Raw genomic sequence first — 13,678 nt, 5'->3', positions numbered from 1 at the left:
ACCATGATCGGCTTGATAGGATTACCGAGCCATCCGGCGTCAGAACTCCACGCGGATCGAGCCCATGAAATTGCGCGGCGCGCCCGGCTGAGTCAAATAGCTGTTAAATGCCGATGTTTCGTAAATCGTCTTATCCAACAGATTATTGACGTTCAACTGCGCGGTCACTTTAGACTTGCCTATCTCCCAGGAATAGCCGAGCAAGGCATCGACTCTGACGTAGCCCGGCATTTGCCAATTATTCAAATTATTACCTTGGCGCTCGCCAACCAGATACGCGCCGGCGCCAACATTTAGGCCACGCAAAGCGGGATCTTGAAATGCGTATTTGGCCCAGAAGCTGCCCGAATTTGCCGGCACGTTCCATAGCTTGCGGCCTTGATTACCGCTGTTATCCTGTGTGATGACTGCGTCGGTATAGGCGTAAGTCGCGATCAAGTTCAGGCCATCGGTAATCTGGCCCGATATGTCTACTTCGATACCACGGCTGCGGGCCTCGCCGGTTTGCACGGAAAACCGGGTATTTACCGGGTCCGGCGTCGCGATGTTTTGTTTGGTCAATTCGTAAAAGGCAACGGTGGTCATCAGCCGCTTATCGAACCATTCGGTTTTGAATCCAACCTCGTGCTGCTGCGCGGTTTCGGCATCCAGCGGTTTGCCGGTTGATGCCAACGCGCTGTTCGCCCCGCCCAGCGATTCCGTATAATTTCCGTACAGTGATAGCCAGGGCCAGGGTTGATAGACCACACCCACGCGCGGACTGAAAGCCTCGTTTTTAACTTCAGTCTCACTGTTTCTGGCAGCTGCGATGGAAGTCGAGGCTGCGCCGCTGCTGCGCGTTGCCCAATCGTAGCGCCCGCCACCCATGATATGCAGCTTGTCAAACAGGGTGATTTGATCCTGAAAGTAAGCGCCGTACCAATATTGTTCTAAGGTGCTGAAATTATTGAAACCCCGGCTGGCAGCGGATGGAACCTGTCCGTAGACCGGATTAAAAATATCAACCACCGGCCTATGGCTGGCGGGAGCGGGCGCACCAAAGAACCCCTGACCTTCAAAGTCTTCCCAAAAGTAATCGAATCCCGCCAATACCCGATGCTCGGTTCCAAATAGTTTGAATTTGCCGGTGAGATCGATACTGGTCGCGACGGTATCGGTAATGTCGATGGGCCTATCGGTCACATTTCTTACCGAGGTGCGATTATTCGCGGGATTGACCGGTCCTGGGAAAAATGAAGAATTGTTGATTTGGTAATCCAGCTTGTAGTAGTGAAAGCGATGCTGGATTTTCCAATCGTCGTTGAATTGGTGCGACCAATCAAACCCGATCAAAAACTTGTCGAATACCGATTTTTCATTATCCGAGCCAAAACCGTAGTAACGGCTGATCGGTACATTGGCCGGACGGTTGCCCTGTACCGGCAAGCCGGTATAACTGGTGCGGGTATCGTAGAGATACTCCAAATTCAAATTGATTTCGGTGCGGTCGCTGGGCTTCCATGTGAGGGACGGCGCGAAAAACACCCGTTCCTGATCCATTTTATCGATGAAAAATTCATTGTTTTGATAGGCCAAATTGACTCTGTAAAGCAAGGAACGGTCTTGGTTGATCGGTCCGGTTGCATCGGCTGTAGTACGGAACATATCGTACGAACCAAACTGCTGCTCCAATGCGTAATAAGGGGTATCCAACGGTTTTTTGGTAACAATGTTGATCAAGCCGCCCGGCTCGATCCGACCATACGCCGCCGCAGCCGGACCTTTCAGAACTTCCAAGCGTTCCAGATCGGCAACCTCTTGTACGGCACGCCGGATGCGCAGTCCGTTCCGATAAACCGTGGTGGTGCCATCGGTCTGAAAACCGCGTAACTGAAAGCCTTCGTACATCGGGTCGGTCGCCCAGTTTATGCCGCTGACATTTTTCAGCGCATCCTTGATTCGAATTGCCTGTTGGTCTTTCAATATCTGCTTAGGAATGACCTGTACCGACATCGGTAATTCCATGATCGGCGTATCGGTTTTCGTGGCGGCGCTGGCGTTGGGTAGGTGATAGTCCGAGTTATAGGGATCGTTAGGGTCCGACAGGGTTTTGCCCAGCACCGTCACACTCGGCAAAGTTGTCGTACCGGCTGCCGATTGCGGTTCGATTGGCTTTGCCGACTTTTCCAGCGTCACGGTGCCATCGGTCGCGGTTTGTGGTGTCAGACCGGTTCCGCTCAACAGTTTGTCCAGCGCCTGTTGCGCTGTAAAGCGGCCTTGTACGGCGTTGCCGCGCAGGTTGCCGGCCAATTGAGAGCTGAAGAACACCTTGATGCCGCTGGTTTCGGAAAATTGCAGCAAGGCATCCGCCAACGGTGCGGCCGGGATGGCAAACTCGATGGCAGTTTCCGCCGCACACCAGGGGCTGGCGCTCATCGCGACGGCAAAAACGGTTAAACAGAACGGGTTAAAGGGCGGTATTGTGCGCTGACTCATTGGGCATCCTGGCTTGTGATTGTGATGACGGCGGTTGGCGAGGGAAGGTGTTCCGTCGGCGTATCCGCAGGGGTTCCAAAGCAAAGACGAAGGGAGGGATGGGTTTTATAACCTGGCTGAGAAAATATTTTTGGCCGAGGGCGCAGCGCAATGCCCTCAGCGACCGGATGGGGCCTAGGCTCGGCGCCACGCCGCTCCGTAAAAGCTATGAAATTCACCCGGTCAATAATCCCGTGTAGGCAGTACTGGCGAATTTATCCAGGGCTTATTGGCAGGGGCTAAAAATTATTAATCCGGCCCAAAAATGCCGTTCACCTTTATGCCCCTGAGGGTGCGAACGGCATTTCACCGATAAATAGGGCCGGGTCAATAATGGCGGTGCAGAACGATTAATGCGTCGGTCAGACGGGTTTCGCTAACCGCCAAGGTGGTCTCGATAACCGTCAACGCCGCTTCCGGGTCGTTGGCGTCGAATACGCCGGTCACCAAATGCGCGGCCAAGTCGGGATCGGCGATGACGATTTTTCCCGGACGGTAGCGGTTTAGATCGTCGATGACTTGTTGCAGCGGCTTTTCCTTAAACACCAGGCGCCGCTCCTGCCAAGCGGCGGCTTGCCTGAGATTGGCCTGTTCCGGCGCGCCGCTTTTACCGTCGAGCGACGCGACGCGCTGACCCTCCGGCAGGCGCTCGATGGTCGCGCCGTCGGCAAACGCAACGCGCACACTGTGCTCGTAAACGGTGACTGCCAGGTCGCCTTGCCACTGTTTGACGTCAAATGCCGTGCCCAAGGCGCGAACCCTACCGCCGCCGGCAACGACCTCAAACGGTCTTGCGGCATCGGCGGCCACTTTGAAATAGGCTTCGCCGCCGTGCAATCGAATCACCCGCTGCTGTTCGGAAAAATCCACCGACAGCGACGAAGCGGTATTCAGAATCACCATCGAGCCGTCGCTGAGCTGAATTCGGCGCTGCTCGCCGGTGCCGGTGCGGAAGTCGGCAAAATAGCCGGCGTTAAACGCCCAGCCCAAACATAATGCCAGCATCAGGCAGGCGGCAATGGGCCAGCGCCATAGACCCGCCCCGGCCGCAGCTGCTCTGCCGGCTTTTTGTACTGATCGTTCGATTCGGCGAACTTGGGCCGGATTCAAGGTCTCCACGCGCCGAAAAAAAAGCTGTGTTTGTTGCCAGGCTTCCCGATTCTCTCGGCTGGCCGCCAGCCAGGCCAGCCACAATTTTTCCTGCTCACTGTCGTAGAACGGCGATTCGCGCAGGGCCAGCCAGTATTCGGCTTGCTCTTCGGCGCTGGCGTCGGGAAAAGGCGGGAAGGAAGGGTTCATATCGAAAGTGGCTGTGCTGTCAACTCGGTGTCCTGATTATAAAACGCTTGTTGTTAAACTCAGGCCCGATGGGCAAAAACTATTCACCCGACCTGAAATGCCGCTGGCCCGGCGTGTGTTGAAGGACACAGGGTCAGCCGAGTGTCGGGAATGGTCATGGATGGCTTAATAAACAAACCCGGTCAATCCAGATCGCCAACCTTCGCTCGGCAATGGCGCATGGCCTGGGTCAAATATTTAAAGATCATGGTTTGTGATATGCCCAGCCTTTGTTCCACCTCTGCGTAACTGCAATGCTTGAGTTTGAGCAAGATAAACACTTCTCGGCATTTGGGCGATAAATCATCCAACGCAGTGACCAGTTGCTCTAGTTGTTGTTGCGACATGACAGTCCGTTCGGCGGATAGCGCAGATTGTACGCCTACTTCAGCCTCTTCATTTTCGGCGGCTTCCAGGTCTGGGCCGGCATGGCGGCTGTGGCTGCGCAGATAATCGGTAGCCAGATTGGCGGCGATGCGGAAAATGAAGGCGCGGGGATTTTCCACGCTATCTTTGCCGCCGTAACCAGCATAGCGAATGAAGGTTTCTTGAAAAATATCCTGCGCCGTATCCGTACAGCTGATGCGTTGCGATAAAAACCGCAATAACTCGTGGCGATGCTTGTGCATCAGATCGGCAATGTCGGCGGCAGTCAATTCAAGCATCGGATAGTTTAGGTAGGCGGCCAAATAGGGTGTTGATTAAACCGGCCCTATTTGTCGCGGGTATGCCGTTCGGGCTGGCTCAGTACCTTAAGAGCGCTAAGGCGAGCGACATTAAGGGCTGGGTTAATAAGCAAGCAATATTTGCACCCAAACTTAGAAAAGAGAGGTTTTTTAGCGTGAGATTGTCCGGAAAGCCCGCCGGGCTTGAGGGATGGCGCAAACCGCTAAAGGCAATTGGGAGAAGTCGGCGGGCAATACGCGGCGAAACAACTGGATAAACTGTGTCATATCCCGCGTTTGGGAATGCTGGCGAAGGGCTCGGGACGAGAATATCTCAAGACCAATCTGCTCTTTTAGGGGCTTGTTTAGTCGAGGGATAAACTGACCAGGCGTACTTTCTTCTGAAGCGGATCGGTCCAGGCGACAAAAGCATGCTTGCCGACGCGGGCCAGCGCCAGGTATTTGCTGGGCCATTTCGGGAAGCTGCCGCGATACACCGTGGTTTGCCGGCTGACTTTGCCCTTGCTGGTCACTTTCGCAACCCTTAGCTCATCGTCGGGACCATTGCGGCCGCGCCAGCTGACCAAGGCCGAGCCGTCGTCCAGCAGCAAGGCGTTGGTATAGCCGCTGGCGTCGGCATCCAGCTCGATAGGCGAATTAAAATGCGCGCCTTGGTCAGTGGAGAAAGCCAATTTCACCCGGCCTTTGCCGTCGGCGGCAGTGAACCAAGCCGCCACACCGGCGGTGGGCGTCAGATCAATGGATGGCCCATTACTGGGGCAACCGCCGATCACCCAGCCGTCCGCATGCACGTTAGCGATTTGCGGATTGCCGCCAGCCTGCCAGCGCACTGCGCTGATGTCGCGAATTTCCCCGGTGGCATGATCGCGGTAGACCGTGACCAATTGCTCGCCTTGTGCGTCGGTATAGCTGCGGCAGCAGGAGCAGACATCGTCATCCAGCACGATCTCCGGGCTGGCTTGCCAGTTTTTGTCGATGACGCTTGCCATCAGTTGATAGCGGTTGGTTTTCTTATCCGCCGCCGGGTCGTGGCTGGCGTGGCGCATGTCGGTCCAGACCAGCGCCAGCCGTGCATCGGGAAGCGCGGCCAAAGACATTTGTGCGTCATAAATTCGCGCCGCGTCGCCGTATGGTTTTAACGCCGGACTCCAGCTTAAACCACCGTCGATAGAACGTGCCAGTAAGATGTCCGCCGCATAGCGATCAGTAGCACCTTGCCGATAAGGCATCCAGGCCGCCGCCAGGCTACCGTCGCTCAAGCCGATCACCACCGGCGGATCGGCCAGCTTGCCTTTCACTTGGACGACGGCGAGCGGGATGCTCCAGCCCCCTTCTTCCAGTATCGCAAACTTGGCGGTACTGGTTTCGGCGTCGGTTTCCACCCAGCTGACAATCAAATGCTCATCGGCGGTCTTGGCCAAATGGTGCTGTTGGCTGAAACCGGCCACCGGCAGGTCCAATTCGCGGAACGGCAGCGGTTTGGCCAATAGCGATTGGCTGATGCCGGCAAACAGCAACAGGCCGGCAAGGATGTTTGTAATCAATTTGGCGTGGCGCATGATAGTTCTCGACGGTGGCGGACAGGTGGGCAATTTACCTCAATATTCCACCCGAATCGAGCCGATAGCCGTCAGCGGCGCACCGGGATAAACGCCGAGGGCCGGCGCGACGTTGGAATCGGGGTCGGTGGACTCGTAATATTCCTTGTCCAGCAAATTGCGGATGTTGAACTGGGCGGTGATGCGGGAACCGCCGACTTTTTGCTTATACGCCAAAAAAGCGTCCAGCCGCACATAGCCCGGCATCTGGAAAGTGTTGGTATTGTCTCCCTCGCGTTGGCCGGCAGCAACACCGCCAAAACCCGCGCTCAAACCGTCCTTGGCGGCGTAGCCATTCATGTCGTAACGCAGCCACAGGCTACCGGAATGCTCCGGCACGTTGCTCATTCGATTGCCCTGAGTGCCGCCGCTGTAGTCCTTGATGATCCTCGCATCAGTAAACGCATAGCTGCCGATCAAACTGAATTTGTCAGTCAAATACCCGGTGGCGTCCAACTCAATGCCTTGGCTGCGTTGCAGGTTGGCGATACGGTCGAAAGGATCGGGGGTTGCATTATTGGCAACCAGAATATTGTCTTTTTCCAGATGGAAATACGCCAAGGTTGCCAATAGCCGTTGGTCAAACAATTGAGTTTTCAAACCCACTTCGAATTGCTCGCCGATCTGCGGATCAAAACTGCGGCCATCAGCGGCTGGCGCGTTGTTAGCGCCGAACGAAGTGGTCCAGTTGCCGTATAAGCTGAGTTCGTCCATGGCCTCGTACAGGATGCCGACTTTGGGACTGAAACCCTGGTCCTCGCGTTTGAACTGGTTGATACGACTCTCGGCGGTAGCAAAATCAAAGCCGTTGCCGCGGCCGGTTTCGGTCCAGTCGTAACGGCCGCCGCCCATGATATGCAGTTTGTCCCAAAAGGTGATTTGATCTTGGAAATACACCCCGTACCAGCTGTTGTAGATTGAAGCGCGATTACCGATGCCGCCATTCGCTGCGGTGCCGAATGTGTCGCCAGTAGTCGCAAATGCGCTATTGAATGTCGACTGGGAAATGCCGTAGCTGGGATAGGGGTCGTAGATGTTGATCGCCAATGCCGGATTGGCGCTCTTCCAACGACCGTCGCCGCCATACTTGTTGAACGTGCGGTAAAAGTCGAATCCGACCAACACGTCGTGTTTTAGAGCACCGGTTTGAAATTTGCCGGTGAGATCCAGGTTGGTAGCGTAATGCTCTTGATCGGTGATTTGCCGGAAGATATTGCGTTGCATCAAGCCGGTAGTCTGGTTCAGCGCTGCTGCGGCATCAAATGCGGGCCCCGGATTGACAAACGTAGTACCTCCTTCCGCGAGACTGGCCAGAAAGCGGTTGTGTATCGCCCAGTCGTCGTTAAAACGATGATTGATTTCGCTGCCGATTTTGACGCCGGATTGCTCGCCGTTCGGCGTATTCGGATCGCCCAGGTTGCGGCTGATCGGAATTGAGGCGGGGCGATTGCCGATAAACGGAATCCCAAAGTCGGCCGGCGCGGTTTTATCTGTGCCCTCAATGTCAACGGTCACATCGGTGTCATCGCTGGGCCGCCAAGTGACGCTGGGGTTGAATACCATCCGGTCCACCGACACAAAGTCACGAAACGAACCGTTGCTTTGGTAAGCGCCGGAAAAACGATATACCAGCGATTTGTCGCTGGTCAGCGGCCCGCCGGCGTCCCATTGGGTCCGGTAGTGGTCGTAGTTGCCGAACTGCTGTTCCAGCGAGTAGTACGCCGTATCCAGGCCGCGTTTGGTGGTGAGATTGATCATGCCGCCGGGTTCGGTGCGGCCGTAAAGTTGTGCCGGGCCTTTGATTACTTCGATGTTTTCCAGGTTGGCGGCGTCGAAGTCGCCAAAAAAGGCCTCGCTGGCCATCAAGCCGTTACGGTAAATATTGTTGTTGCGAAAGCCGCGCACGATGAAGCCCACGCCACCACCCAGCGACGGATTGGCACGCACGCCACTGACGTTTTCCAACGCGTCCTTGACCTTGGTGGTTTTCTGGTCGTCCATCACTGCTCGCGACACCACTTGCACCGATGTCGGGTTTTCCATCAGCGGCGTGTCGGTTTTGGTGGCAGCGAAGGATTTTGTTACCACATAGTCCTTGCTGTAAGGATCGGCGGCATTGTTGCGGGTGCGATTGCCGGACACCGTGACCGCCGACAGCGTTGAAACGTCATTGTGTGAATCCGGCGCTCTTTGTAGCGTAATAGTGCCGTTACCGGTGGCACCGGCTACTACGCCGGTGCCGGCCAGCAGTTTTTGTAAGGCTTGCCGGACTGTCAATTGGCCGCTGACACCGGGCGATTTCAAGCCCGCCGTCATTTCCGCCGGATAACTGAGCTGTACATTGGCGGTGTCGGCAAAGGCATTTAATGCGCCGCTTAAGCTTTGTGCGGGGATGTCGAAAGCGATGTTTTGTTCGGCGGCCATGACGGCAGGTGTGCTGAGCACAGCGGCGATTGTCAGCGACAAAGGCCAACGATTATATTGCGTCGGCTTGCCTTTGCGGTGGGCATTGCGGAACGGATAAGATGCCATTAGATTCTCCCTTAGCGAATGAATTGATCCCCCGAAAGATTGGGGTTGCAATGGAGACGGGCGAAATGCGTTTTCCCTCAGCTTGACGGTAAAACTATTTTTTGAAGCTAAGAAGATATGGCTGAATGGCGGCTAGCTTTGTCGGGCGATTTGGCTAGGCGATAAGCTTTGCGATGCTCAAGCGATCACCACCAGCCACGGTGTAAATCGGTAAATCCGGATTGGCAGGGTTTGTTGTAACGACTCCAGGGTTTTATCGGTGTCGCGAATATCAAAGCGGCCGCTGACTTTCATGTCCTGCAATACCTGATTGCGGATTATCAGGCTACCGCGCCGATAGCGGCCAATTTCCGCAATCACCTTCTTGAGCGGCACATTATCGAACGAGACGCTGCCTTTTAACCATGCCGTGGCGTTGTCGGCGGGCTGGTGGCGGATTTCGCCTTGGTGGCGAGCGCCGACCTCCACGCTGTCATTGGCGTTCAATGTGGCCGGATTTTGCCGATCCCGGCTGACTTCCACCACCCCATTCACCACGCTGACCGTGTCGCTGTCGGCGTCTTCCTTAACCACGAAACGCGTACCCAATACCCGCGTGTTGCTATAACGGCCATCCACCTGAAAAGGATGTTGAGCGTCGTGTTGCACCTCAAAAAACGCTTCGCCCCGGGCTAGCTGGACATAGCGCTGGCCATTACGCATGTTAACGTTTAGCGCGGTACCGGAGTTTAAAGTGACTTGGCTGCCGTCGCCGAGCTGTACGGTTTTTATTTCGCCGACGGCGGTGCAGTAGTCGGCCTGCCAGCAGCTTAATGCCGGCTGATAAATAAGCGCGGCGATGACTAGACAGGCGGCTGCGGCTAACAACGGTTTGGTGCCGGGGGCGATACCTAAACGCCGCCTTGGGCTGTTGGCTGGTTTACTATTCAGCGAAATCTGTGGCGACAGCTTGGCGGCGTCCAGCGTGGCGTGGAAATCGGCATCCTCCCAAAATGCAGCGATTTCGGCATAGGCCTCGCGGTGAGCAGGGGCGGCTTGGTGCCAGATTTGAAATAGCCGGCGTTCGTCTGCCGCTACCGACTCGGCACGCAGCCTCACAAACCATGTCATCGCCTGCTCGCTAATGGCATCGGGCTTATCAGAGTCGGCGGACGGTTGGTTTTCAGTCATGGCTGCATTATAAGACGCTGGGGTAGGCGTATACCTTGGAGAAAAGGTAAGACGGTTTAGGCCGTAAAAACCTCAGTCGGTCCGATACGGGCGGCCGAAATGACTGCCTAGCTGTTTGCGGCAATACATTAAGCCTTTGAGGATGTGTTTCTCCACGGCGCTCTCGGAAATATCCAGAAAATTAGCCACTTCCCGGTAGCTTAATCCATGAATTTTATGCAGGATAAATGCATCACGGCAGCGCGGCGGCAATTCGTAGATAGTTTGGTGCAACAAGGTCCGCCATTGCTGATCGGCTAATTCGGCTTCCACTCCGGCCAGTTGCGGCTCGTCCAGATGCCGCGTCGCTTCCTGATGACGCTCGACGACTTTATGGTGGCGCAGGTGATCCATCGCCAGATTGCTGGCGGTGCGGTATAAAAATCCGCGCGGGTGGTCTATGGAGGTATCGTTGGCGGTGCGGGCCAAGATCAGATAGCTTTCTTGCAGCAAATCTTCCGCGGTTTCCGGGCATTTGACTATCCGCAGCAAATGGTGCAGCAGCTCCTTGCAATGCAGTCGATACAGCGAGCTGATGTCCGGGGTCATGAGGCAGGGTTGGGTTTCAGTGGTTTCAGAAGCTCCGTCCCATGCCTGATTCGTGCCAGTAATGATTCAAATGCCGGCCAAGGCGCCGAATATCCTGATATTGCTGGCTTGGAGCAAAGATCGGCGGTTCGCATTCGCGCTACCCGCACACATTTAACTGGTGTTGAATAGGTTATATGGCGCATCTGGCGCGGCATATAACCTATTTTTTGATGGTGGCCGGTACGATACCGGAAAGCAAAATAGGGGGCTGATTAGCGGCTTAGCGAAATGCCGAGAAAAGCGTTCGAAGTGTTGGAGCCTGCAATGTCAGCAGTAGCCACTTAGTTGCCATGAATTTTTGTGCCTCACCTCCTGTTTTATGCCTGTCGTGCGTCAAAACAACGATAGTCATTATTTAACAACAGCGAGGGAAATTCATGGCGTTGAAACAAACATTTAGCGGCGGCCTGTTTGGACATGCTTCGGCACTGGTATTGGGGGCTGTGTTGGCGGTTTCCGGTACCGCGGCGGCAGATAGTGTCAGTCGGGCTTTCAGTATCTCCGCGGGCTCTCTGTCTACCGCGCTGAATCGCTTGGCGGAATCGGGTGGCTTGCAACTGGTCTACGACACGGCAATCACTGAGGGTTTGCAAAGCAAGGGCCTTAGCGGCAATTACACGCCGGAAGCCGCGTTGCAACGTCTGCTGGGAGACAGCGGTTTGAGTTACCGCATTGCTGAAAACGGCAATATTTTGATCGAAAGGCAGTCTCTAAATTACAAACAGGACCCTACGGCGTTGCCGGCGGTGAATGTAGTGGGCAAAAAGCTATATGACCCTAACGATCCTTTCAGCCAAATCTATGCGGTGCCGAATGCCTCAACGGCGACCAAAACCGATATTGCGATTATGGACACCCCGGTATCTATCCAGGTTGTGCCCAAATCGATTATGAACGATCAGCAAGCGATCCGTATTGAAGACGCCTTGACGCAAAACGTCAGTGGGGTGCAACGGGCTTACGGTACGGCGGATATGTACGAAAGCTTCATTATTCGCGGCTTTGCTTCCGACGATCAAATGTACCGCAATGGTTTCAGGCGCTCGATGGGCAAGTTCGATCCGGCGAATATCGAACAGCTCGAGGTATTGAAAGGCCCGGCATCCGTGCTTTATGGAAGGTTGCAACCCGGCGGTATGGTTAATTACGTGACCAAAAAGGCGTTGGATGTGCCTTACTATTCCTTGCAGCAGCAATTTGGCTCCTTCAGTGAATTTCGTACCACGGTGGATGCAACCGGGCCGCTGGATAAGGATAAAACCCTGTTGTACCGGTTTAATGCCGCTTACGACGAAGGTAATTCTTTCAGAGATTTTGTTGATCACGAGCGGGTATTTATTGCGCCGAAATTAACTTGGCGGCCCAACGACCGCTTCGAGGCCAATGTCGAAATAGAGAAACGCCATGAAAATTACACGGAAGATTATGGTGTGCCGGTATCGGGCAATCGGCCTATTACAAACCGCAGATCCTTATTTACCGGCGATCCGGCCATCAAACCCAGTCAGGACACTACGCTGATTTATGCGGATTGGAGCTTCAAATTTAATGATGACTGGGGGCTCAGGCATAAATTTCAGTGGGACGAGACCGACATCGTATTCGGCGGCGTTGCGCCTAATAGTAAAATTAACGCGGATGGGCATACTCTGGATCGATTTGGCATCCTCGGCACCAGTAACCGCCGCTCTTACTCTACCAGCCTGGATCTCACCGGAAAGTTTCAAACTTTCGGCCTCAAACATAATGTTTTAGTGGGGGGCGATTGGTTCTTTTTTAACCAGGATGCGCCGGACAATAACTTTAGTTACGGCACCATACCGACATTCGATATCAACAATCCCCAATACGGCAATTTCGACATGGCCGCCCTGCGCGCCGAGCCCGCCAATTGGTTTTGGCGCTCACGCGACGATTGGTACGGGGTGTATTTTCAAGACCAAATTACCTTGTGGGATAAGCTGCACATCATGGGCGGCGGGCGTTACGATATGGCAGGTTACGGCGGCTACGGCGGTACTTCCTGGGATGAAACCAAGGCTGGATTCAGTATGCAACACGAAGACAAATTCAGTCCGCGGGTAGGTATCGTTTACCAGCCTTGGGATTGGTTGTCTGTATATGGCAATTACGTTGAATCATTCGGTACGAATAACGGCCGTTCCGCTACCGGCGGCAATTTTGCACCGCAAGCTGCCGAGCAGTACGAAATCGGTTTCAAAACCGAGTTTTTCGATAAACGCCTGTCGTCAACAGTAGCGTATTATCATTTAACGAAAAATAATCTGATGACTTTCGACTTAAGCACGCCGGACCCCACCGATCAAAAAACTATCGGCGAAGCGCGTAGTCAGGGCATTGAAGTGGATATTAAAGGTCAGGTCACCGACGAATTCAGCCTGGTGACGACCTACGCTTACACTGATGCAAGATACACCAAGGATTACAGCGGCTTGCAGGGCAATCGGTTGTTGAATGTGCCTGAGCATCAAGCCAGTCTGTGGGGTACTTATCAATTCACTGAGCACTTCAAGGCTGGTCTCGGCGGTGTAGTCGTCGGCAAGCGCGAAGGCGACAACACCAATACCTATCAATTGCCAGGCTATACCCGGCTGGACGCCATGATGGCCTACGTGCAACCTATAGGTAAAACCCGTCTGACCGCGCAAGTCAATGTCTATAATCTGCTGGATAAGGAATACTACACCGGCTCAACTTCTTGGTTACCTACCGCCAACGTTGGCGCCCCTATTTCCGCCATGGGGTCATTGAAATTAGAATATTAATTCAATACGGGTTGATGGTGCTGCTGATAGAGCAGTGCCGTTAGCCCCTTTCGAATATCGTCGTGCAAGAGCTTTATTTGGGATAAAGGATGGGCATATGGACAATTCAGCCTTGCGGCTCACGCCAAGTTGATTTGGATATTTACTGATTGTTTGGAGCAGGCAGGAGGCATCGCGGGCTTGGCGTCATCCCTGCCCGGATAAAAGCGGTTTTCCGCGCTTTTATCCAGGTATCCTTGGCGTCTTGTTTTCCATGTTCACGGGGGAGAGAACTTAAACATCCTTGACACCGGTCTTTATATAACAATATCCATGCCAAACCCTAAAGGCTATGTGATTCAGGGGTTTTCGCTAAAATCGACGGCTACTCTATTAGTTTCTATGTTATTTGCCGCAATAAAGGCTTTGCTTTGCGGCATTTCCC

At 54.3% G+C, this 13,678-nt stretch carries 8 protein-coding genes; 1 reads left to right on the top strand and 7 read right to left on the bottom strand.

What is annotated here, in order from left to right; translation table 11 throughout:
- Positions 1-39 precede the first annotated feature (39 nt).
- The 7 genes from DDY07_RS18140 to DDY07_RS18110 all read right to left on the bottom strand — a co-directional run bounded on the left by DDY07_RS18140 (position 40) and on the right by DDY07_RS18110 (position 10,426).
- Positions 40-2,475 carry a TonB-dependent receptor gene (locus DDY07_RS18140; RefSeq protein ID WP_033158271.1) on the bottom strand — a complete coding sequence of 812 codons (2,436 nt, stop codon included), beginning with the start codon at positions 2,473-2,475 and terminating at the stop codon, positions 40-42.
- 366 nt (positions 2,476-2,841) lie between these two features.
- Positions 2,842-3,813 carry a FecR family protein gene (locus DDY07_RS18135; RefSeq protein ID WP_171696895.1) on the bottom strand — a complete coding sequence of 324 codons (972 nt, stop codon included), beginning with the start codon at positions 3,811-3,813 and terminating at the stop codon, positions 2,842-2,844.
- A 182-nt stretch (positions 3,814-3,995) separates the two neighbouring features.
- Positions 3,996-4,517, bottom strand: coding sequence for an RNA polymerase sigma factor (locus tag DDY07_RS18130; RefSeq protein WP_171696894.1), 522 nt, complete (start codon positions 4,515-4,517; stop codon positions 3,996-3,998).
- 365 nt (positions 4,518-4,882) lie between these two features.
- Complete coding sequence (locus tag DDY07_RS18125; RefSeq protein WP_171696893.1) at positions 4,883-6,097, bottom strand: sialidase family protein; 1,215 nt, start codon at positions 6,095-6,097, stop codon at positions 4,883-4,885.
- A gap of 39 nt (positions 6,098-6,136) precedes the next feature.
- The gene (locus DDY07_RS18120) at positions 6,137-8,668 is read right to left on the bottom strand and encodes a TonB-dependent receptor (protein ID WP_171696892.1); all 2,532 of its coding nucleotides are present in this window, start codon (positions 8,666-8,668) and stop codon (positions 6,137-6,139) included.
- Between the two features lie 177 nt (positions 8,669-8,845).
- Complete coding sequence (locus tag DDY07_RS18115) at positions 8,846-9,838, bottom strand: FecR domain-containing protein (RefSeq protein ID WP_171696891.1); 993 nt, start codon at positions 9,836-9,838, stop codon at positions 8,846-8,848.
- Between the two features lie 72 nt (positions 9,839-9,910).
- A complete protein-coding gene (locus tag DDY07_RS18110; RefSeq protein WP_171696890.1) occupies positions 9,911-10,426 on the bottom strand; it encodes an RNA polymerase sigma factor in 516 nt (171 codons plus the stop codon).
- A 419-nt stretch (positions 10,427-10,845) separates the two neighbouring features.
- On the opposite strand from DDY07_RS18110, the gene DDY07_RS18105 reads away from it, so the two are divergent.
- Complete coding sequence (locus tag DDY07_RS18105) at positions 10,846-13,254, top strand: TonB-dependent receptor (protein ID WP_171696889.1); 2,409 nt, start codon at positions 10,846-10,848, stop codon at positions 13,252-13,254.
- Positions 13,255-13,678: the final 424 nt, after the last annotated feature.

It is taken from the genome of Methylomonas sp. ZR1 (assembly GCF_013141865.1).
Lineage (GTDB): Bacteria > Pseudomonadota > Gammaproteobacteria > Methylococcales > Methylomonadaceae > Methylomonas.
The sequence above is the reverse complement of the archived record's forward strand: the minus strand, read 5'-3'. Positions and strand labels throughout refer to the sequence as shown.

Excerpts from the sequence above, each read along its gene's own strand:
- DDY07_RS18140 (WP_033158271.1), bottom strand. The coding sequence starts at position 2,475 with ATGAGTCAGCGCACAATACCGCCCTTTAACCCGTTCTGTTTAACCGTT.
- DDY07_RS18135 (WP_171696895.1), bottom strand. The coding sequence starts at position 3,813 with ATGAACCCTTCCTTCCCGCCTTTTCCCGACGCCAGCGCCGAAGAGCAA.
- DDY07_RS18130 (WP_171696894.1), bottom strand. The coding sequence starts at position 4,517 with ATGCTTGAATTGACTGCCGCCGACATTGCCGATCTGATGCACAAGCAT.
- DDY07_RS18125 (WP_171696893.1), bottom strand. The coding sequence starts at position 6,097 with ATGCGCCACGCCAAATTGATTACAAACATCCTTGCCGGCCTGTTGCTG.
- DDY07_RS18120 (WP_171696892.1), bottom strand. The coding sequence starts at position 8,668 with ATGGCATCTTATCCGTTCCGCAATGCCCACCGCAAAGGCAAGCCGACG.
- DDY07_RS18115 (WP_171696891.1), bottom strand. The coding sequence starts at position 9,838 with ATGACTGAAAACCAACCGTCCGCCGACTCTGATAAGCCCGATGCCATT.
- DDY07_RS18110 (WP_171696890.1), bottom strand. The coding sequence starts at position 10,426 with ATGACCCCGGACATCAGCTCGCTGTATCGACTGCATTGCAAGGAGCTG.
- DDY07_RS18105 (WP_171696889.1), top strand. The coding sequence starts at position 10,846 with ATGGCGTTGAAACAAACATTTAGCGGCGGCCTGTTTGGACATGCTTCG.